The sequence below is a fragment of the Micromonospora sp. genome, from assembly GCF_048594385.1.
Taxonomy (GTDB): Bacteria; Actinomycetota; Actinomycetes; order Mycobacteriales; family Micromonosporaceae; genus Micromonospora; species Micromonospora wenchangensis.
In genome coordinates this window covers 1-18187 of record NZ_JBMDWU010000411.1, presented here as the reverse complement: position 1 = coordinate 18187, position 18187 = coordinate 1, and the positions used below count along the sequence as shown (strand labels likewise).

Here is an 18187-nt window from a genome sequence, read left to right as displayed (position 1 = left end):
CCCGGTCGGGCTCGTGCTGATCACCCACGGGCACCCCGACCACACCGAGGGCGCCCCCCGGCTGAGCGACCTGCTCGGCGGCGTCCCCGTGCTCGCCGTCGACCCGGCACACACCGTCGGCGGGGACCCGCTGACCGGGGCGGCCGGGCAGCTCGACGGGCACGGGTTGGGCATCGATTTGATCGCCACCCCCGGGCACACCGCCGACTCGGTCTGCCTGCAGGTGTCGTACGGCACCGAGCGGGTGGTGCTGACCGGGGACACCATCCTCGGCCGGGGCACCACCGTCGTCGCCCACCCCGACGGCCACCTCGGCGACTACCTCACCAGCCTGGAGCGGCTGTCCGCGTACCAGGGAATCCCGGCGCTGCCCGGCCACGGCCCGGCGCTCGCCGACTGCGGCGCGGCGGCCGACTTCTACCTCGCCCACCGCCGGGCCCGGCTCGACCAGGTCCGGGCCGCCGTCGACGCGGGCGCGCGCACCGCACCCGAGGTGGTGGCGACCGTCTACGCGGACGTGGACCGGTCGCTGTGGTGGGCCGCCGAGTGGTCCGTCCGCGCCCAACTGGAGTACCTGGGAGTGGAGCAGCCGTGACCTGCCCGGTGTGCGGCACGCTCGCCGTCCCGGGCGCGCGGTTCTGCCACAACTGCGGGGCGGCGCTGCCGGCCGCCGCCGGCCTGCCGACCGCCGAACGCCGGGTCGTCACCGTGCTCTTCGGCGACCTGTCCGAGTTCACCTCCTGGTCGGAGGATCTCGACCCGGAACGCGTCGGCGCGGTCACCGACCGGGTGCTCGCCGCGCTCGCCGGCGCGGTGAAGACGTTCGGCGGGCACGTCGACAAGCTCACCGGCGATGTCATCATGGCGGTCTTCGGCGCGCCAGTGGCCCACGAGGACGACGCCGAGCGGGCCGTGCGGGCCGCCCTGTCGATGCAGCGGGCCGTGCGCCGGGTGCTCGACGACGAACGCGGCGGCGGCGCACCGCTCGGCCTGCGGGTCGGGCTGAACACCGGCGACGTGATAGCCGGCATCCAGGCCGCCATCGAGTACACGGTCATCGGGGACACGGTGAACACCGCCGCCCGGCTGGCCGACGCCGCCGCCGTCGGCGCGATCTACGCCGGTGCCCGTACCTCGTCGGCCACCCGGCACGTCGCCTCCTGGCGGGTGCTGCGCCCGCTGCGGCTCAAGGGCAAGCGCGAGCCGGTCGAGGCGTACGAGCTGCTGGGCCTGCTCGACGCCCCGGGCACCCGGTCGGGGCTCGGCGACGAGGCGCCCTTCGTGGGGCGGGAGACCGAGATCGGCCGGGTCGCCGGCCGGCTCGCCGAGGTGATCGACCGGGGCGAACCCCGGGTGCTGCTGATGACCGCCGAGGCGGGGATCGGCAAGTCCCGGTTCGCCGCCGAGGTGGAACGCCTCGCCGCCGGCTACGACGTCGGCGCGGGCCGGGACGCCGCCCACAGCGGGGCCCGGGTGCTCTCGGTACGCTGCGCCGCCTTCGGCGAACGGCGTCGGCTGGCCCCGCTGGCCGACCTGGTCCGGGCCGCCGTCGGCCTGCCCAGCGACACCTCCACCGCGCTCACCCGGCCGGCCGTGGAGGAACGGCTGCGCCGGCTCGCCCAGCGGCTCGGTCGGCTGCGCGCCGATGCGCCACCGCTCGCCGGTGACCAGCTCCTGGCCCTGCTCGGGTACGCCGAACTGCCCGCCGGCAGCCCCGGTGAACAGGGCGGCTGGGGGACCACCCCGCCGGCCGCCGACGCCGAGGCGGTGCCGGTCGCGGTGGCCGGGCTGCTCAGCGCCCTGGCCGCCGAGGCGCCGCTGGTGATCGTGGTCGACGACCTGCACGACGCCACCGGCGAGACGATCGCCGCCCTCGGCGCGACGCTGTCCCGGCTCACCGGCCCGGTCCTGGTGATGCTGCTGGGCCGCCCGGAGCTGGTCCGTACCGCCGGGGCGTTGACCTGGATCGCCGACGCCGAGGTGCAACCGCTGCCGCCGCTGCGCGGCGCGGACGCCTCCCGCCTGCTCACCAGCTATCTCAATGGCGGCAGGCTGCCCCAGGCCGACGCCGACCGGCTGCTCGCCACCGCCCAGGGAAACGCCTTCTACCTGGCCGAACTGGTCACCCTGCTGCGGGAACGGGGAGCGTTGACCGCCGGTCCCGACGGCGGGTGGCGGCTGGTGCCCGGGTCGCTGGGCAGCCGGCTGCTCTCCCGGGACCTCGCCGCCGTGCTCGCCGCCCGCATCGACGCGCTCCCGCCGGAGGCCCGGTCGGTGCTGCGGGACGCCGCCGTGGTCGGCGACGTGGTGCCCACCGGCGCGTTGGAGGCGCTGCGTGAGCAACGGTCCGGGCCCGCCGGCCGGCCCGGCGCGGTGGCCGCCGTCGAGCTGGAACGGGCCGTGGAGGAGCTGCTGCAACGCCGGATGCTGCACCGCACCCGCAGCGGGTTCGCGTTCGCCACCCCGCTGATGCGGGAGGCCGCCTACGCCGGGGTGAGCAAGGCCGAACTCGCCGAACGGCACGCCGCGCTGGCCCGCTGGGCGACCGGGGTCCCCGGCGCGTCGGTCGCCCCGCCGGGCGGGTTCACCGACGCGGCCCGCGACGACTTCGTGGCCGAGCAGGTCGAGCGGGCCGCCGTCCTCGCCGACGCGGTGAAGCTCCGCCCGGACTCGCCGGCCCGGACGGTCGCCGGGCTCGGGGTGGCCGCGCTGGGCCGGGCCGCCCGCCGGGCGTTGCAGGCCGGCGAGCCGGCGCTGGCCGTCGAGTACGCCGAACGCGCCGCCGACCTGGCCCGCGACGGGCTGCCCCCGGCCGACCGGGTGGTGCACGCGCGGGCGTTGCTCCAGGTGGGCCGGGTCGGTGACGCGCTCGCCTTCGCCGAGAAGATCGCCGCCAACGCCGGTGACGACGCCGGCACCCGGGCCAGCGCCCTGCTGCTCGCCGGTCAGGCCCAGCAGACCCAGGGCGACCAGGCCCGCGCGGTGGCCTGCTGGCAGGAGGCGTTGCAGGTGGCCACCGCCGGGGAGGTGACCAACCTGCGGGCCTCGGCGATGCGCCGGCTCGGGATGGCCGACTTCGTCGCCGGCCGGCTCGGGCAGGCGAGCAGCCGCCTCGCCGCCTCCTACCAGATCAGCCTCGCCGCGAAGGACCTGCGCGGGCAGGCGTGGGCATTGCAGAACCTCGCCTGGGTCACCACCACCCGGGGGGACTTCGCCGGCACCGACGCGGTGCTCGGCCGGGCCGCCCGGCTCTTCGCCGAGCTGAAGGACCCGTACGGGCGGGCCTGGCTGCGCGGCACCACCGCCTTCGCCCGGCTGCTGGCCGGCCGACTGGGGGAGGCCTGCCGGCTGGCCGGGATCTTCCTGCCGTTCGGGGAACGGGTCGGCGAGGCGTGGGCGGTGGGCACGCTGCGCGCGGTCGAGGCGTTCGCCGGGGCGGAGATGGGCGAGGTGGCCGAGGCGGACCGGTCGGCCCGCCGGGCGTACCGGGACTTCGCCGCCGTCTCCGACGACTGGGGGCGAGGGTTCGCCCTGGTCGTCCGGGGGGTGGTGGCGCGGGGGCTGGGCGAGCCGGAGCACGCCGCCGACCTGTTCACCGACGCCCTCGCGTACGCCGGGCGGACCTCGCACCCGTTGCTGACCGGGATGGCCGGCACGCTGCGCGGCTTCGTGGCGTTGGACATGGGCGACTGCGAGACCGCCGAGCGGGACGCCCGTGCGGTGCTGACCGCCGTCGAACCGCACAACCCGCAGGCACCGGCGCAGGCCGCGCCCCGGGTGCTGCTCGCCACCGCCCGGCTCGCCGCCGGTGACCCGGCCACCGCGGTCGGGTTGCTCGCTCCGGTGGCGACGACCGCTGCGAAGACGCCGACCCTGCTGTTCTCCCGCCGGCAGACCCTCGCCCGGTACGCTTCCGCGCTGCTCGCCCACGGCCAGTCGGAGCAGGCGTTGGACTGGGCCCGGCGGGCGGTCGCCGCCCCGGCGGAGGACGTCCGCAGCCAGGTGATCGGCGCCGGGGTGCTGGCCGAGGCGTTGGCGGCGTGCGGTCGTCCGGCCGAGGCGTTGGCCAGCGCGCAGGAGGCGGTGCGGCTGGCGTACGCCACCGAGCAGCGCAGCGAACGGGCCAGCGCCGACGCCCTGGCGGCCCGGCTGGCCGACGGGGTCTGACCGGGACGTCGGCGGGTGCCGGCGGTGGGCCGCCGGGCTGCGGTCGTCGGCGGACGGCAGGTCTGTCGGTTCCGGGGATGTGCGCCTGTCGGCCGGGACGGTTAGCGTGTCACTTCACGCGACCGCCCCTCGGTGCCGGTCGCGCCGTCGGGTGGGGGGCAGGATGAGGTTGCCGCGTTCGGGCGCCGGTTGGACGATCGCGGTCTTCGGGGTGCTGGCGGTGCTGCTCGGCGCGCTCGGACTGGTGTGGCCGGAGGCGCAGCTGCGGATGCTCGGCTTCGAGGTGCCCGCGACCCGGGCACCCGGCGACTACACCGGCACGTTCCTCACCGCGTCCTCGATGGCCTCATTCAACATGGGCGTCTACTACCTGTTGGCGGTGGCGACCGAGTGGCGGGCGTTCTACCGGTTCACAGTGGTGTTCCGGCTGGTCACCTTCACCGTCTTCACGCTGACCGTGCTGGCCGACGTGGCACCGGACCGGTTCATCGGGGTGGCGTTGTGGGAGGGTGCGGGCGCGGTGGCGACGGCGCTCGGCCTGCGCTTCGACGCCCGTCGATCAGCAGGTGGGGACGGTAGCGCTCCCAACTCGACACCGTCGCAGGTCAGTGGCGTATCCGGGGGCACGACGAGCCGGTCGGCCGCCGCCGGTCCGGCCACCGCCGCCGGTACGGACCGCTGAGCGCCCCGGCGGAACGGGTATTTTCGAGCCGTGACCGAGACCCCGCCCGGCGCCCTTCGGCTGCCCAATGTGCCCGGTCTGACCGACTTGCAGGTCTTTGCCCGGGGTGGCTACGCCACCGTCTACCGGGCCACCCAGATCTCCGTCGGTCGGGAGGTCGCCGTCAAGGTGGAGAACCGCACCCTGGACAACGAACGCGACCAGGCCCGGTTCCTGCGGGAGGCGCGGGCGGCCGGGCGGATGTCCTCGCACCCGCACGTGGTCGACCTCTTCGACGTCGGGGTGACAGTCGACCAGCACCCCTATCTGATCATGGAGTTGTGCGACGGGTCGTACGCCGAACGGATGCGGACCTCGCCGCTCGACGCGTCCGAGACCCGTGACCTCGGCATCAAGATCGCCGACGCGCTGGCCCACTCCCACGCGGCCGGGGTGCTGCACCGCGACGTCAAGCCGGCCAACATCCTGCACTCGCACTTCAACTCGGCGGTGCTCGCCGACTTCGGGCTGGCCGTGCTGGCCGAGGCACGGGACGCCTCGGTCACCCTGGAGGTGCTCACCCCGGCCTACGCCCCGCCGGAGATGTTCAACCACAGCCCGCCGTCACCGGCCGTCGACGTGTACGCCCTCTGCGCCACCCTCTACGCGGTGATGACCGGCCGCCCCCCGCGCTGGCAGTCCGAGCGCAACCCGAGCCTGGTCACCGTGCTGGAGCTGTTCCACCACCCGATCCCCGACCTGCCCGGGGTGCCCACCGAACTGGTCGACGTGCTGCGCGCCGGGATGTCCAACGACCCCGACGCCCGCCCCTCCGCCCTCGAACTGCGCGACCTGCTGACCGCGCTGCCCGTCGATCCGGCTCCCGCCCCGGTCAGCGGCGCCCCGGTCTCCGGCGGGCCGTCCGGGGGCACCGGCGGCGGTGGGCCGTACACCCTCGGGTGGACCACCAGCCAACCCGGACGGAGCACCGGGCGGCCCACCCCCCGCCCTCCGTCCCAGGACGACCACCCGACCGTGCCGCACGGCACACGGCGGCGGCGGCGCTGGTTCTTCGGCGGCGCCGGGGTGCTCGCCCTGGCCGCCTCGGCGAGCGCCGGAGCGTGGGTCGCCGGTGGCGCTCCGCCACTGGCCGGGCCGACCGCCGCCCCGTCGACCGTCGGTTCGTCCAGCCCGGCCGCCCGCTGGGGTGCCCTGCCCGGCTGCGCCGCCGACGGCACCGCCGCGGTCCTGCCGCCCGGCGCCCGGTGCGCCCCCGTGCTGGAGTGCTTCGGCCCCGTCCGGCTACGCGGCGACCGGGCCGAGGCCGCCCAGGTCTCCTGCGAGGGGCGGCACACCTGGGAGACGTACGTGGAGGGGCAGTTGCCGGCCGCGCTGGCCGCCGCCGGGCACGACGCGATCAGCGCCGACCCGACCGTCCGGTCGGTGTGCAACGCCCGGACGTTCCGGCTGACCAGCGGGATCGACTACGCCAACGGCTGGCGGCTCGAAGTGCTGCCACCCGGCGAGAAGGATTTCGACCGCACCTACCGCTGTCTCGCCGGGCGGGGCGTGAACGCCCTGGTCGCCCCCACCCTCACTGGTCGCTGACCTCGCGCATCCGGTGCAGCCGGCTCAACACCGCCGCGGTGTCCAGCGCGTCGAGGGTGTCGGCGTCGAGGAACGAGCCGGCCTCCGGCAGGCCCGGGGCGGCCGCCCCGACCGGTCGCTCCCGGTCGTCGCGTTCGCGCAGTGCGGCCAGCGCGGTGCCGGTCACCGTGGCGAAGAGGACACCGAGCAGCGCCAACCCCACCGTCACGATGCCGGCGGGATGCCGGAAGACCAGCACCACCACCACCGCGGTGGTCGCCAGCGCCGCGACCACCGCCACGGTCCGCGCGTCCGGCCTCAGGAATCGCCTCACCTGACAAGCATGGCCTTTTCGGGCGTGCTGTCAAACCATACGGCCCAGTGTGGTTGACCGTTCTGCCTAGAGTGACGAACGTCGAGGTGTCGTCTCGACTCGTCCCGTATCCCACCGGAAGGCATCTACATGCCACAAAACACCCGGTCACTGGCTGCTGCGGTCGTCGCCGGCCTGCTCCTCACCACGATGGCGGTCGTGCCGGCAGCCGCCGCGCCCGGCAGCCCGCACACCCGCCCCGCCGTGCCCGATCGGACCAGCCGCACCGAGGCCCGGCGCGTCGACAGCGTGCCCACCCCGAAGCTCGACTGGTACGCCTGCTACGGCTACGCCGAGTGCGCCACCGTCGCACTGCCGCTGGACTACGACAAGCCGAAGGGCGCCACCACCGAGGTCGCCCTGCTCCGGGTGAAGGCCCGCGACCAGCAGGCCCGGATCGGCAGCCTCTTCCTCAATCCGGGCGGCCCGGGTGGCTCGGGCACCGACATCGCGCTGGCCGCGCCGTCCTTCCTCGGCGACGACCTGCTCGACCGGTTCGACATCGTCGGTGTCGACCCGCGCGGCGTCGCCGCCAGCACCAACGTCCGGTGCTTCCCGTCGGTGAAGGAGCAGACCCGGGCGTACGCCGGTCTGAACGTCGCCTTCCCGTGGACGAAGGCCGAGGAGAAGGCGTACCTGAAGTCGGCGAAGGCGGTCGGCCGGGCGTGTTCGACCACCGGTCGGCCGTTGACCTCGGCGATGTCCACCGCCGAGGTGGCCCGGGACATGGACGTGCTACGCCGAACGGTGGGCGACCAGAAGCTCAGTTACCTCGGTTTCAGCTACGGCACCGCGCTGGGCCAGTACTACGCGAACATGTTCCCGGACCGGGTCCGCGCGGTCGCCGTCGACGGGGTGCTCAACCCGGCCGCCTGGGTCGGCCAGGGTAAGGCGCGTGAGCAGCTCCAGGAGTCCCGGCTGCGCAGCTCCGACGCCGCCTACCGGGCGTTGCGGGAGATCCTGGCCCGCTGCGCCGGGGCCGGCCCGCAGGCGTGCCCCCTCGCCGCCGCCGGTGACCCGGTCGCCTCCTACGATCTGGTGGCCAAGCGGCTGCGGCAGAAGCCCGTGGTGATCGACGACCCGGACGCCGGCCCGTTCACCGTCAGCTACGCCGACTTCGTGGCTGCCAGCCTCAGCGCGCTCTACAGCCCCTACGGCTGGGAGCCGATCGTGGACAGCACCGCACTTCTGCTCACCCTCACCGACCCGCAGTCGGCGTCGCCGGCCCGACTCGCCGGGGCGCGCGCGGCGCTCGGCCGGATCGCCGCACAGGCCCGTGAGCAGCGACGGTTCGACTTCCCGTACGACAACGGGCTGGAGACCATGGGCGTCGACTGCACCGACGCCTACCACCCCGGGAAGCTCGCCGACTGGCCCGCGCTCAGTGCCCAGGAGGACAAGCGGGCACCCTACTTCGGGCGGCCCTGGTCCTGGATCACCGCGCTGTGTGCCCGGGACGCCTGGACGGTCCGCGACGCCGACGCCTGGACCGGGCCGTTCGACCGCCGGACCGCCGCACCGGTGCTGGTGGTGGGCAACTACTGGGACCCGGCCACCAGCTACCAGGGGGCGGTGACCTCGGCGCGGCTGCTGCCGAACAGCCGGCTGCTCAGCAGCGACAGCTGGGGCCACACCGCATACGGGACGTCGGCCTGTGTGACCGGGGCGATCGACGCGTACCTGCTGCGCGGGGCGCTGCCGGCCGAGGGCACCGTCTGCGTCGGCGACGTGCAGCCGTTCGTCGGGGCGTCGGAGCCGGCCGGGCGGGCCGCCTCCGACAAGAACGCGCTGGCCGCCGCCGGGTTGCCGGCCCGGGGTGCGCCCAAGCGACTGCCGCCGGTGGTCGCGCCGCTGCCCCTGGCGGGTTCGCTGACCGTACGTTGATCCGACTCCGGGGTACGACGGGCGCTCGGGTCGTCCGTCGTACCCCGGGCTTCTCTCCCCGGCTGGTCGGGTGGACGTCGCGGCGGTCGACCCGGCACCGCGATGCGGCGCGACGGAGATGGACGGGAGCCGCTACCCTCGGTGTCCCCAGGCTGTCCGTCAGCGAGGTGCGCCGATGAACCACATCTCCGCCCGCCACCGGGTCCGATCGGTCACCACCACCCTGGCGGTGGCCCTGACCCTCACCCTGGCCGCCGCCGCCGGCTGCGAGAACCGCCGTGAACCGTCGCTGCCCTCGGTCCGCGACAAGCTGCGCGAGTCGCACATCGACGGTCAGCCGAAGATCAAGATCGGGGTGGCCACCACCGAGCCGCTGATGGGGGAGCTGCGCAACGGCGTGCACTCCGGCTTCGACGTGGAGATCGCCCGCTACGTCGCCTCCTACCTCGGTTACGAGGGTGACCAGCGCATCGAGTGGGTCTCGGTGACCACCGAGGACCGTATCCCCGCCCTCCAGGGCGGCGTGGTCGACCTGGTGGTCTCCAGCTTCTCCATCACCGAGGAGCGGGAGAAGCTGGTCAGCTTCGCCGGGCCGTACTTCGTCACCACCCAGGAGGTGATGGTGCCGACCCGGCTCAGGGACAAGATCCGCACCATCGAGGACCTCCGCGAACCGACCTACAAGGTGTGCACCAGCGGTGGCTCCACCACCGAGGCCGAGCTTGCCAAGCACGACGTCAAGGCGCTGGTGGTCAAGGAGGTCGGCGACTGCGTCAAGGGCATCCGGGAAGGCCGCTACGACGCGGTCAGCTCCGACGAGACGATCCTCGCCGGGTTCCTCTCCCTCTACCCGACCGAGTTCGAGATCGTCGACATGCCCTTCGGCACCAGCGAACTGCTCGGCATCGGGGTGCCGATCGGCGACCCCGCCCTGCGCGACCTGGTCGCCTTCGCCCTGCAGAAGAGCTACCTGCAGGGCCGCAACGGGATCAGCAGCCCGTGGATCACCGCCTACACCAGGTCCCTCGCACCGTATCTGAAAGCGGAGAAGGCGCAGCCCCAGCCGCTGAACGTGCCGGAACTGGTCGACTTCGACGACAAGGCGCCGACCCGGTGACCGCCCCGGCCGTACCGCAGGATCTGGGCGCCACCACCGTCGCCGTGCGCGACGGCTGGGACCCGGCGGTGGAGCGGCGGGCGCGGGCCAGCCAGTCGTTTTGGACGGCCGTGGTCGGCGTGCCCGCCATCTTCTCCGTGCTGCGCCTCGGCGTCGAGGCGGGCGGCGAACTCCAGACCACGCTGCTGCTGGTGGCGAACGTCGGGCCGGTGAACCTGCTCGCCGGTTTCCTCACCACCGCCGCCCGGCTGCTCTCCACCGGCCTGGTCGCGGTCTTCGCGCTCGGCGCGGTGCTGCGGGTCAGCGTCGAACGGATGCCGCCGGCCGTGCGCCGCCCGCTCTTCGTCCGCTGGGCGGACCTCACCCCGGCCTGGTTCGTGCTGGCGAGCTTCCTCACCGCCCTGGTCACCTGGCAACTGCTCTACCTGCCGTTGCTGCTGCCGGCGTTCGTCGCCGCCTTCCAGCTCACCCCGGCCCGCCTGCACGAGCACGTGGTGCCCCGGACGCTGCTCGTGGTGGCGCTGCTCGGCGGCTACGGGTGGCTGCTCGCCCCCACCCTGGTCGACGCGTGGCAGCAACGGGAACTGCTCGTCCTGGCGCTGCTCGTCGCCCCGCCGCTGCTCGCCCTCGCGGTGACCGGCCCGCTGCCCGGGGCGGTGATCCGGCCGCTCGCGTCGGTCACCGAGGCGGCGGTGCTGGCCATGCTGGTCTGGGCGGCGCTGCCGGTGATCACCACCCCGGTGCTGCCGCTCACCGTGACCACTGTGGAGTCGAGCCCCGGCGTCACCGAGGACGTCCGGGGGCACGTGGTCACCGTGGACGACGTCAACATGGTGCTGCTCCAGGAACGCGGCGGCGTCCGGTACGTGCCGGTGGACGACGTCCGCGCCCAGGTGCTCTGCCCCAGCGAGGAGGAGCTGCCCCGGCACCGGCTGCGCATCCGCGACTACCACGTCGAGGACTCGCTGCTGGAGGGGCTGGGCCGGCGGGTGCGCCCGGTGCACCGTACCGACGCGGCCTGCCGCGCCGTGCACTGACCGGGCGCTGCCGGCGGGTGACCGTCCCAGGGGGTCAGTAGGACTTCTCCTGGCCCAGCACGTGCTGGGCGACGAAGTTGAGGATCATCTCCCGGCTGACCGGGGCGATCCGACCGGCCCGCACCGCGCCGAGCAGCGTCGCCACGCCGTACTCGGTGGTCATGCCGGCCCCGCCGAGGGCCTGCACGGCGGTGTCCACGGCCAGCGCGGCGGCCTCCCCGGCCGCGTACTTGGCCATGTTGCCGGCCACGCCGGCCTCCAGGTCGCGGCCCGCGTCGTACAGGGTGGCCGCCTTGTGGATCATCAGTCGGGCGAGTTCCACCTGCACCGCCGCGTGCGCCAACGGATGCGCCACACCCTGGTGCGCGCCGATGCTCCGCCCACCCCAGACCTTGCGGGTGGCGGTGTAGTCGGTGGCCCGCTCGATGGCGTACCGGCCGGTGCCGACGCCCATCGCGGCGACCGTGATCCGGTCCGGGTTCAACCCGGCGAACAACGCCGGCAGGCCGGCGTCCAACGACCCGCCGACCAGCGCATCGGCGGGCAGCCGGACGTCGTCCAGGTAGAGCAGGAACTGGTTCTCCGGGGAGACGATCTCCATGTCGAGTTTGGACCGGGTCAATCCGGCCGCGTCGGTCGGCACCACGAACAGCGCGGGCTTGAGCTTCCCGGTCGCCGCGTCCTCGGTACGCGCCACCACCAGCACGTACTGCGCCTCGTCCACGCCGGAGATGTAGCACTTGCGGCCGGAGAGCAGCCAGTCGTCGCCGTCGCGGCGGGCCACCGTGCCGAGCCGGTGGAAGTTCGACCCGGCCTCCGGCTCGGTGATCGCGAAGACCACCTTCAGCGAGCCGTCGGCGAACCCGGGCAGGAAACGCTTGCGCTGCTCCTCGGTGCCGTGCCGGTGGATCACCGTGGCGGCGATGGCCGGCGACACCACCAGCAGCAGCAGCGGGCACCCGGCGGCGGCCAGCTCCTCGCAGACGATGGCCAGCTCGGTGAGGCCGCCACCGCCACCGCCGTACTCGGCGGGGACGTTGACGCCCAGGTAGCCGAGCCGACCGGCCTCGTCCCACAGCTCGGTGGTGTGCCCACCGGCCTTCGCCTTCTCGACGAAGTAGGAGTGGCCGTACCGGCGGCCCAGCGCGCGGACGGCGTCGCGGAGCTGATCCTGCTCGGGGGTGAGGTCGAAGTTCATCGGGGTGCCTCCTCGGGGTTGACCACGGCCAGCACCGCACCCGTCTCGACCTGCCCACCGGCGGGCACCGGCAGGTCGGCGACCACACCGTCGGTCGGGGCGAGCACGGGATGTTCCAGCTTCATCGCCTCCAGGGTCAGCAGCAGGTCACCGGCGGCGACCCGCTGACCGGCCCCGACGTGCACCCGGGTCACCGTGCCGGGCAGCGGCGCGAGCAGCGACCCGACCGCGAGCGCCGCGCGGGGCAGCGGGAACCGGGGCAGCTCGGTCAGCTCCGTCGCCCCGTCCGGGCCGTCCACGAAGACCACCGACCCCGCCCGGTGTACGCGGAACACCCGCCGCACCCCGGCCACGTCGAGCAGCACCCGGTCCGGTGCCGCCGTCACCAGCTCCACCACCGGCGGCGCGTCCGGTGCGTCGGTGGCCGTCGGGTCGGTGGACCAGTCGGCGAGCGCGCCGGACCGGTCCAGTCGGTAGCGCACCTCGATCTCGTCCCCGGTCGTCGTGGCGTACCGGACGGCCTGGGGGACGGCCGGCACGTTGCGCCAGCCCGAGGGGAGACCGGCGAGCACCGGGGCGGCGGCCCGACGTGCGGCGGCCCCGGCGAGCGCGGCGGCCAGCGCGGCGACCGGCAGCCGGTCGGCCGGCAGCAGCGGCGCGAAAACCCCGGGGTGTGCGTCCAGGAACCCGGTGTCCACCTGCGCCGCGCCGAACTCCGCGCTGCGCAGCACCCGGACCAGCAGGTCCCGGTTGGTGGCCACCCCGTGCAGCTCGGCGCGGGCCAGCGCCCCGGCGAGCGACCGGGCCGCCTCCGCCCGGGTCGGTGCCCAGGCGACCAGCTTGGCGAGCATCGAGTCGTAGTGCACGCTCACCGTCGACCCGGTGTCCACCCCCGAATCGAGCCGCAGGCCCCGGGTCGGGGTGAACTCGCCGGCCACCCCGGGCACCGTGAACCGGTGCAGCGTGCCGGTCGCCGGCCGGAACCCCTGCGTCGGGTCCTCCGCGCACAGCCGTACCTCGATCGCGTGGCCGTCGGCCGGCGGGGTCGCCGGCACCGGCAACGCACCGCCCTCGGCGACCAGTAGTTGCAGCCGGACCAGGTCCAGCCCGGTGACCGCCTCGGTGACCGGGTGCTCCACCTGGAGCCGGGTGTTCATCTCCAGGAAGAAGAACTCGCCCGCCGGGGCGAGCAGGAACTCCACCGTCCCCGCCCCGACGTAGTCGACCGCCCGCCCGGCGGCGACCGCCGCCGCGTGCAGCCGCTCCCGCACCCCGTCGGGCAGCACCGCCGGGGCCTCCTCGACGATCTTCTGGTGCCGCCGCTGGATCGAGCAGTCCCGCTCGCCGAGCGCCACGACCGTACCGTGGGTGTCGCCGAAGATCTGCACCTCGACGTGCCTGCCGCGTTCGACGTACCGCTCGACGAAGACCGTGCCGTCGCCGAACGCGGCGGCGGCCTCGCGGCGCGCCGAGTCGACGGCCGCCGGCAGGTCGGCCGGGTCGCGGACGATGCGCATCCCCCGGCCGCCGCCCCCGGCGGACGCCTTGACCAGCACCGGGAAGTCGGTGACCTCGTCGCCGTCGGTCCAGGTGGGCAGCATCGGCACGCCCGCGCCGGCCAGCAGCTCCTTCGCGGCGATCTTGTCGCCCATCGCCGCGATCGCCCCGGCCGGCGGACCGACCCAGGTCAGGCCCGCGTCGGTCACCGCCGCCGCGAACCCGGCGTGCTCGGCGAGGAAGCCGTAACCCGGGTGGACGGCGTCCGCGCCGGTGCGCCGGGCCGCGTCCAGGATCGACCCGATCCGCAGGTACGTCTCGACGGGCGTGTTCCCCGGCAGCCGGACCGCCTCGTCGGCCTCGGCCACGTACGGCGCGTCCGCGTCGGCGTCGGAGTGCACGGCGACCGTCGCCACGCCGAGCGCCCGGCAGGTGGTGAAGACCCGCCGGGCGATCTCCCCCCGGTTGGCCACCAAGAGCTTCTGAATCACGAGCGCCGATCCCACCTTTCGTTCGCGGCTGCGGGACTCCGCTTCGCTGCGTTCCTCGCGCTCACGGTGCTCGCCTTTCGTTCGCGGCTGCGGGACTCCGCTTCGCTGCGTTCCTCGCGCTCACGGGATCACATCCGGAAGACGCCGAAGCCGTCGGCGCCCTTCACCGGTGCGTTGTGGATCGCCGACAGGCAGAGCCCGAGGACGGTACGGGTGTCCCGGGGGTCGATCACCCCGTCGTCGTAGAGCCGGCCGGACAGGAACAGCGCCCCCGACTGCGACTCGATCTGCTGCTCGACCATCATCCGCATCGCCGCGTCGGAGTCCTCGTCGTAGTCCCGGCCCCGGGCGGCGGCGGCCTGCCGGGCGACGATCGACAGCACCCCGGCCAACTGCGCCGGACCCATCACCGCCGACTTCGCGTTCGGCCAGGTGAACAGGAACCTCGGCTCGTACGCCCGGCCGCACATGCCGTAGTTGCCGGCCCCGTACGAGGCGCCCAGGTTGACCGTCAGGTGCGGCACCGTCGAGTTCGCCACCGCGTTGATCATCAGCGCGCCGTGCTTGATGATGCCGCGCTGCTCGTACTCGGTGCCGACCATGTAGCCGGTGGTGTTCTGGAGGAAGACCAGCGGGGTGTCGGCGGCATTGGCGAGCTGGATGAACTGGGCCGCCTTCTGCGCCTCCGCGCTGAACAGCACCCCCCGGGCGTTCGCCAGCACCCCCACCGGGTAGCCGTGCAGCTCGCCCCAGCCGGTGACCAGCGCGGTGCCGTACGCCGGCTTGAACTCGTCGAACTCGCTGCCGTCGAGGACCCGGGCCAGCACCTCACGCGGGTCGAACGGCACCTTCAGGTCGGCGCTGACGATGCCCAGCAGCTCCTCCGGGTCGTACCTCGGCGGTCGGGGTGCCGGGTCGCGCGGCGGCGGACCCTGCTTGCGCCAGTTGAACCGGCGTACGCACCGCCGGGCCAACCGGATGCCGTCCCGCTCGTCCTCGGCGAGCTGGTCGGCGAGGCCGGACGTGCCGGCGTGCATCGCCGCGCCGCCGAGCGACTCGTCGTCGGTGACCTCGCCGGTGGCCATCTTCACCAGCGGCGGCCCGGCCAGGTAGACCTGCGACCGGTCCCGGATCATGATCACGTGGTCGGACATCCCCGGCACGTACGCGCCGCCGGCCGTGGCGTTGCCGAAGACCACGCTGACCGTGGGGATCCCGGCGGCGGAGAGCCGGGTCAGGTCGCGGAACACCCGGCCGCCCGGAATGAAGATCTCCGCCTGGGTGGGCAGGTCCGCCCCGGCGCTCTCCACCAGGTTGACCATCGGCAGCCGGTTCGCCAGGGCGATCTCGCCGGCCCGCCGGGTCTTCGCCAGCGACCACGGGTTCACCGCGCCACCGCGTACCGTCGGATCGTTGGCGACGACCAGGCACTCGACGCCCTCGACGACGCCGATGCCGGTGACCACGCTCGCCCCGACCGGGAAGTCGCTGCCGAACCCGGCGACCGGCGACAACTCCAGGAACGGGCTGTCCCGGTCCAGCAGCAGCTCGATCCGCTCCCGGGGCAGCAGCTTGCCGCGCCGATGGTGCCGGGCCACGTACTTCTCGCCGCCGCCGGCCCGCGCCTGGTCGAGCGCGGCGTCCAACTCGGCGAGACGTTCCCGCAGCGCGTCCCGGTTGGCCACGAAGGCCGGCGCGGCCGGATCGACCGCACTCTCCAGTGTCGTCATAGATCTCCCCCGTTCGTTCGCGACTGCGGGGCTCGCAAACCCGGCTCACTCCTCGCGCTCACAGGCCCAGGCCTTTCGCGATGATCTCGTTCATGATCTCGGTGGTGCCGCCGCCGATGCCGAGGATGCGGGCGTCCCGGTAGTGCCGCTCCACCTCGGCGTCGCGCAGGTAGCCGAAGCCGCCGTGCAGTTGCAGCGCGGCGTCGACCACCTGGTCGCAGGCGGCCACCGCGACGTTCTTCGCCATCGCCACCTCGGTCACCACCGGCTCGCCGGCCGCCACCCGGGCGGCCACCTGGTGCACGTACGCGCGGGCCGCCTCGGCGCGGGTGTGCATCTCGGCCAGCCGGTGCCGGACCAGTTGCCGGCTGGCCAGCGGACGGCCGAACGTGGACCGGTCCCGGCACCACCGGGTCGACAGCTCCACGCAGCGTTGCGCCGTCGCGTACGCCTGGGTGGCCAGGGAGAGCCGCTCGGCGGCGAAGCCCTGCATGATCGCCAGGAAACCGGTGTCCTCCTCGCCGATCCGGTTGCCCACCGGCACCCGCACGTCCACGAAGGACAACTCGGCGGTGTCCGAGCAGTGCCAGCCGAGCGTGTCCAGCTTCCGGCCGACGGTGAACCCGGGGGTGTCCTTGTCGATCACCAGCAGGTGCAGCGACCCGCTGCCGGGGAAGTCGCCGCAGACCGCGGTGGTGACGAAGTCGGCGCGTACCCCGCTGGTGACGTACGTCTTCGACCCGTTCACCAGATAGTGGTCGCCGTCGCGGCGGGCGGTGGTGCGGATCGCGGCGACGTCGGAGCCGGCGTCCGGTTCGGTGATCGCCAACGCGCCGATCAGCTCGCCCGCCAGCGTCGGCCGGACGTACCGGTTGACCAGGGGATCGTCGGCGGCGGACCGGCGGGCGGCGAGCCGGCCACCGAGCGGGCCGCCGGTCCGCCCGCCGGCCGCCGCGACGATGTGCGGCAGCGCGATACCGTGCGTGAACAGGGCCGCGACCAGCCCGGACGAGCCGCCGGAGCGGATGATCTCCTCGGTGACCACGATCGAGTCGAGCAGGTCGCCGCCGCTGCCGCCGACCGACTCGGGGAAGCCGACGCCGAGCAGGCCGAGCTTCGCGGCGGTGGCGTGCAACGCGCGCGGCACCTCGCCGGCCCGTTCCCAGTCGGCCAGGTGCGGCAGCACCTCCCGGGTCACGAAGGCCCTGGTCAACTCCCGCAACTGCCGCCGCTCCGGGGTGTCCACGATGGTCACCGGTCCGCCTCCCCGGCTGCCGGCGGTCCGGGGGTGAGGGCGGCGGGCAGGTCGACGATGCGGGAGCGGAGCAGTTCGCCGAGCGCCTTGGCCTGCGGGTCGAACCGGGTGGAGGCGGCCACCCCCGGCCCGAGCAGTTCCCGGATCACGAAGTTGACCGCCCGCAGGTTCGGCAGCTCGTACCGCTCGACGGTCGACGCGGCCGTCTCCGGCAGCAGCTCGGCCAGCCGGTCGACGGTCAGCCACCCGCGCAGCCACTCCCAGGTCGCGTCGGTACGCGCCCAGACGCCGAGGTTGGCGTCGCCACCCTTGTCGCCCGACCGCGCCCCGACCAGCTCACCCAACGGCCCCCGCCGGGTCGGCCCGGCGACCGGGGTCGGGCCCGCCGTGCCGGGCGTCGGACCGGCCACCGCCGGTGCCACCGTCCGTGGCGGCGGGGGAACCGGCAGCCGGGTGCCGTCGGGCAGGACGGCCACGTGCGGCACGTCGGCCTGCGGCACCGCGTCGGCGGTGAAGACCCCGTACGGGGTGGCGTCGCCGGGCAGGGTGGTCAGGGTGCAGCCGGGGTAGGAGGCGAGGGCCAGTTCCACCGCCGCCGCCGAGAACGCCCGCCCGGCCCGCGCCCGGTCACCGTCACGCAGGTGTACGTGCAGCAGCGCGCTCGCCGTCTCGGTGTCGACCGCGTCGACATGGTCGGTACGGGCCAGCGTGAACTCCAGCCCGTCCGTGCCGACCGCCGCCTCGATCTGCCCCCGGACCAGGGCGGCCTTGGCCGGGACGTCCAACCCGCAGAGCACGAACGTCATCGCGTTGCGGAAGCCGCCCAGGTTGTTGACGCCCACCTTGAGGGTGTCCGGCGGTGGGGTGCCCCGGACCCCGTCCACCCGGACCCGGTCCGGCCCGTCCGGGCGCAGCCGTACCGTGTCCAGCCGGGTCACCACGTCCGGGCCGAGGTAGTCGGGGCCGCCCACCTCGTACACCAGTTGGGCGGTGACCGTCTCGACGGTGACCGCGCCGCCGGTGCCGGGGTGCTTGGTGAGCACCGACGAGCCGTCCGGGTCGCCCACGTCGAGGGTGACGCCCTGTCCCGGCCGGACGCGCTCACCGCCAACGCCTACCTCGGCGCGTTCGGCATCGCCGCCTGCCTCGACGCCGGGGCGGACGTGGTGGTCACCGGCCGGGTCACCGAC

12 protein-coding genes and 2 pseudogenes are annotated in these 18187 nt (G+C 74.4%); 8 read left to right on the top strand and 6 right to left on the bottom strand.

Going from position 1 to position 18187, the window contains the following annotated elements:
- The 4 genes from ACOJTC_RS22025 to ACOJTC_RS22010 all read left to right on the top strand — a co-directional run.
- A partial coding sequence (locus tag ACOJTC_RS22025; RefSeq protein ID WP_420118294.1) for an MBL fold metallo-hydrolase occupies nt 1-595 on the top strand: 595 nt, incomplete at its 5' end.
- On the top strand, nt 592-4167 hold the full coding sequence (locus ACOJTC_RS22020) for an adenylate/guanylate cyclase domain-containing protein (protein WP_420118293.1): 3576 nt from the start codon (nt 592-594) through the stop codon (nt 4165-4167). The genes ACOJTC_RS22025 and ACOJTC_RS22020, both read left to right, overlap by 4 nt.
- 163 nt (nt 4168-4330) lie before the next feature.
- Complete coding sequence (locus ACOJTC_RS22015; RefSeq protein WP_204927050.1) at nt 4331-4849, top strand: hypothetical protein; 519 nt, start codon at nt 4331-4333, stop codon at nt 4847-4849.
- Between the two features lie 30 nt (nt 4850-4879).
- A complete protein-coding gene (locus tag ACOJTC_RS22010; RefSeq protein ID WP_204927051.1) occupies nt 4880-6436 on the top strand; it encodes a serine/threonine-protein kinase in 1557 nt (518 codons plus the stop codon).
- Here the strand turns inward: ACOJTC_RS22010 and ACOJTC_RS22005 are convergent.
- Nucleotides 6423-6749: a hypothetical protein gene (locus tag ACOJTC_RS22005; protein ID WP_420118292.1), complete on the bottom strand. Its 327-nt coding sequence runs from the start codon at nt 6747-6749 to the stop codon at nt 6423-6425. The two genes, ACOJTC_RS22010 and ACOJTC_RS22005, sit on opposite strands and share 14 nt — an antisense overlap.
- Before the next feature lie 129 nt (nt 6750-6878).
- Between ACOJTC_RS22005 and ACOJTC_RS22000 the strand changes: the two genes are divergently transcribed.
- The 3 genes from ACOJTC_RS22000 (at nt 6879) to ACOJTC_RS21990 (ending at nt 10826) form a co-directional block, all read left to right on the top strand.
- Complete coding sequence (locus ACOJTC_RS22000) at nt 6879-8672, top strand: alpha/beta fold hydrolase (RefSeq protein ID WP_420118291.1); 1794 nt, start codon at nt 6879-6881, stop codon at nt 8670-8672.
- Nucleotides 8673-8847: 175 nt separating this feature from the next.
- A complete protein-coding gene (locus tag ACOJTC_RS21995) occupies nt 8848-9789 on the top strand; it encodes a transporter substrate-binding domain-containing protein (protein WP_204927054.1) in 942 nt (313 codons plus the stop codon).
- Nucleotides 9786-10826, top strand: coding sequence for a hypothetical protein (locus tag ACOJTC_RS21990; protein WP_204927055.1), 1041 nt, complete (start codon nt 9786-9788; stop codon nt 10824-10826). Before ACOJTC_RS21995 ends, ACOJTC_RS21990 begins: the two co-directional genes overlap by 4 nt.
- 34 nt (nt 10827-10860) lie before the next feature.
- On the opposite strand, the gene ACOJTC_RS21985 is transcribed toward ACOJTC_RS21990, so the two are convergent.
- The 5 genes and pseudogenes from ACOJTC_RS21985 to ACOJTC_RS21965 all read right to left on the bottom strand — a co-directional run.
- Entirely contained in the window at nt 10861-12024 is a 1164-nt protein-coding gene (locus ACOJTC_RS21985) for an acyl-CoA dehydrogenase family protein (RefSeq protein ID WP_420118290.1), read from the bottom strand.
- On the bottom strand, nt 12021-14012 hold the full coding sequence (locus ACOJTC_RS21980) for a biotin carboxylase N-terminal domain-containing protein (RefSeq protein ID WP_420118289.1): 1992 nt from the start codon (nt 14010-14012) through the stop codon (nt 12021-12023). The genes ACOJTC_RS21985 and ACOJTC_RS21980 overlap by 4 nt, the downstream gene beginning before the upstream one ends.
- 128 nt (nt 14013-14140) lie before the next feature.
- Nucleotides 14141-15742 (bottom strand): acyl-CoA carboxylase subunit beta, encoded by a 1602-nt coding sequence (locus ACOJTC_RS21975; RefSeq protein WP_420118288.1) that lies wholly within the window; start codon nt 15740-15742, stop codon nt 14141-14143.
- A gap of 58 nt (nt 15743-15800) precedes the next feature.
- On the bottom strand, nt 15801-16997 hold the full coding sequence (locus ACOJTC_RS21970; RefSeq protein WP_420118287.1) for an acyl-CoA dehydrogenase family protein: 1197 nt from the start codon (nt 16995-16997) through the stop codon (nt 15801-15803).
- A pseudogene (locus tag ACOJTC_RS21965) lies at nt 16994-18055 on the bottom strand (acyclic terpene utilization AtuA family protein); the annotation flags it as partial. The pseudogene ACOJTC_RS21965 and the gene ACOJTC_RS21970, both read right to left, overlap by 4 nt.
- On the opposite strand from ACOJTC_RS21965, the pseudogene ACOJTC_RS21960 reads away from it, so the two are divergent.
- Nucleotides 18050-18187: pseudogene (locus ACOJTC_RS21960) on the top strand (acyclic terpene utilization AtuA family protein); the annotation flags it as partial. The pseudogenes ACOJTC_RS21965 and ACOJTC_RS21960 sit on opposite strands and share 6 nt — an antisense overlap.

Bases quoted from the DNA above. Each gene is read 5' to 3' on its own strand.
- ACOJTC_RS22015 (WP_204927050.1), top strand. From the start codon at position 4,331: ATGAGGTTGCCGCGTTCGGGCGCCGGTTGGACGATCGCGGTCTTCGGG.
- ACOJTC_RS22000 (WP_420118291.1), top strand. From the start codon at position 6,879: ATGCCACAAAACACCCGGTCACTGGCTGCTGCGGTCGTCGCCGGCCTG.
- ACOJTC_RS21995 (WP_204927054.1), top strand. From the start codon at position 8,848: ATGAACCACATCTCCGCCCGCCACCGGGTCCGATCGGTCACCACCACC.
- ACOJTC_RS21985 (WP_420118290.1), bottom strand. From the start codon at position 12,024: ATGAACTTCGACCTCACCCCCGAGCAGGATCAGCTCCGCGACGCCGTC.
- ACOJTC_RS21975 (WP_420118288.1), bottom strand. From the start codon at position 15,742: ATGACGACACTGGAGAGTGCGGTCGATCCGGCCGCGCCGGCCTTCGTG.